This window comes from Nocardia carnea, assembly GCF_029868325.1.
Classification (GTDB): Bacteria; Actinomycetota; Actinomycetes; order Mycobacteriales; family Mycobacteriaceae; genus Nocardia; species Nocardia carnea_C.
Genome location: NZ_JARWNW010000160.1, coordinates 1 through 2361, shown reverse-complemented (window position 1 = coordinate 2361; position 2361 = coordinate 1). Strand labels below are relative to the sequence as shown.

Here is a 2361-nt window from a genome sequence, read left to right as displayed (position 1 = left end):
TCCCGCCGATGTGCTGGCCGAACTGGATGTCCGGCCGGTGGCCGACGTGGCCGAGATCCTGGCTCACGCGATAGAGCCGTTCCGGGAACCGGCCTTCGACGACCGATCCCTGGCGGCCACCGCCTGACACCCTCCCGCGGGCCGCGGTAGCCATCACCGGCTACCGCGGCCCGTTTGCGTTTCCGTGAATGGTTCCCATCCGACCGGCCGGTCCACCCGAACTCCGTCCAGCAATGTTCGCGGTACGACCGGCAGCCTGGTCGTCCTGGCCGAAAGTGATGGAAACTCATGAAAAGCATGCAGCGCGTTGTGCTTCTGGCCGCAGTGGTCTCCACGACCGCACTCCTGGGGGCGACAGCATGTTCCGGTGACGAAGGATCCGGGGAAACGGGGGCGTCGACCAGCAGCGCTCCCACATCGTCCTCGGCGACCGCGGCCGCCGGCGATCCCGCGGCCGGCCTAGTCGGACCCGGATGTGCCGATTACGCGGCGCAGGTTCCCGACGGCGCGGGGTCGGTCGGCGGGATGGCGCAGGATCCGGTCGCGGTGGCGGCCTCGAACAACCCGATGCTGAAAACCCTCACCCAGGCCGTATCGGGCGAACTGAATCCGCAGGTGAACCTCGTCGATACGCTCAACGGCGGCGAATTCACCGTTTTCGCTCCGGTCGATTCGGCCTTCGCCAAGGTCGATCCGGCAACGCTGGAGACGTTGAAAACCGATTCCGCCACACTGACCGATATCCTCACCTACCACGTGATCCCGGGCCGGATCGCGCCCGGCGATATCGCCGGGGACCATGCGACCGTTCAGGGTGACACGGTGACCGTGACCCGCGACGGCGAAACGATCGAGGCCGGGACCGCGTCGGTGATCTGCGGCGGCGTGCAGACCGCGAACGCGACGGTCTACATGATCGACGAGGTCCTCATGCCGCCCGCCTGACCGATTTCTCGGCGCGCCGCGGTCCGGTGGCTGAGACTGTGTCGATGACGCCTTGCGCCCACAGCTGTGACCTGCGCTACAACCCGAGCTCGGTGTCCATCCTCGGCGCCGCGGGTGGCGAACACCTTGCCATGCAGTCGAGGGCACGATCATGACGAAGTGGCCGGAATCCGGCTCCGGGGCGATCCGGCTCCGTAGCGTCGACGCGGAGCACACCGGCACCGGAGAAGGGTCGGCGTGCCCGGTCCGCCGCGGCGGCCACGACGACAGTGCGACCCAGCGCCGGCTCGCCGACCTGCTACAGGCGGCCGGGAACGGCGACCGTGAGTCGTTCACCCTGTTCTATCGGGAGACCAGTCCCCGGGTGTTCGGGCTGACGCGGCGGATCCTGCGCAGCCCGGCCGCGGCCGAAGAAGCCACCCAAGAGGTATATCTGCAGGTCTGGTCGGCCGCCGCCCGTTACGACCCGGCGCGGGCGAGCGCGATCGGCTGGTTGATGATGATCGCCCACCGGCGAGCTGTCGACCGGGTACGCGCCGAGGAATCGGCCGCCGTCCGGGATACCGTCTACGGCCACACCCATTTGGGTCGCGACCACGACATCGTTTCCGAAACGGTGCACCAGCAGTTCGACGAGCAGGCTGTCCGTGATTGCCTCGAAGTTCTGACCGCCACGCAGCGGGAGGCGGTCGCGCTGGCCTACTACAGCGGGCGCACCTACCGCGAGGTCGCCGATCAGCTCCACTCCCCACTGCCCACCATCAAGAGCCGCATACGCGACGGTCTGAAACGGCTCCAGAACTGCCTCTCAGGGGTTGTCTCCGATGCCTGATACTTCACCGCCCGATTCGCCGGACAACCACGGTGACCTGATGGACCTGGCGTTTCCCTACGCACTCGACGCCGTTTCGGCCGCCGAGACCGCCGATATCGAACAACGGTTACGCGCCGCCGATCAAGAGACGGTCCGGGCCTTCGACAGTGTCGTACGCGATGTGCGGGAAGCGATGAGCGCCTTGTCGGTCCTCGACGCGCAGGAACCGCCCGCCCGGGTGGAGGCGCGCATACTCGCCGCCCTCGCCGCTCGCCCCGGCGCACGTTCGGATGTGCACACCGGTGTGCGGAGCGCCGGCCCTGGTGAAGGGGCGGCATCCGCGACGGGGTCGCGGGATTCGCGGGCGGATGCCGCGGAATCCGGCCCGAGCGGCGGGCCTGCGGACGCCGATGAATTGGCCCGAGCCCGCCGACGGCGGCGTCGGCTGGCGGGACTCGCGGCCGCGGCCGCGGGGGGGGGTGGGTTGGGGGGGGGTGTGGGGGGGTATCGGGCCGGGGGGGGGGGGGGGGTTTCCGCTTATTTTGGGCCGGCCCCCCGCGGCGGGGGGGGGGGGGGGGGGGTCCCGGCGCCCGCGGCCGCGG

At 69.7% G+C, this 2361-nt stretch carries 3 protein-coding genes; all 3 read left to right on the top strand.

Going from position 1 to position 2361, the window contains the following annotated elements:
* Positions 1-288 precede the first annotated feature (288 nt).
* Complete coding sequence (locus QH196_RS11895; RefSeq protein ID WP_280415830.1) at positions 289-945, top strand: fasciclin domain-containing protein; 657 nt, start codon at positions 289-291, stop codon at positions 943-945.
* Between the two features lie 151 nt (positions 946-1096).
* Positions 1097-1777, top strand: coding sequence for an ECF RNA polymerase sigma factor SigK (gene sigK / locus QH196_RS11890; protein ID WP_280415829.1), 681 nt, complete (start codon positions 1097-1099; stop codon positions 1775-1777).
* Positions 1770-2361, top strand: a 592-nt coding sequence (locus tag QH196_RS11885; protein WP_432279476.1) for an RskA family anti-sigma factor, incomplete at its 3' end; no start/stop codon positions are given. The genes sigK and QH196_RS11885, both read left to right, overlap by 8 nt.

Bases quoted from the DNA above. Each gene is read 5' to 3' on its own strand.
- sigK (WP_280415829.1), top strand. From the start codon at position 1,097: ATGACGAAGTGGCCGGAATCCGGCTCCGGGGCGATCCGGCTCCGTAGC.
- QH196_RS11895 (WP_280415830.1), top strand. From the start codon at position 289: ATGAAAAGCATGCAGCGCGTTGTGCTTCTGGCCGCAGTGGTCTCCACG.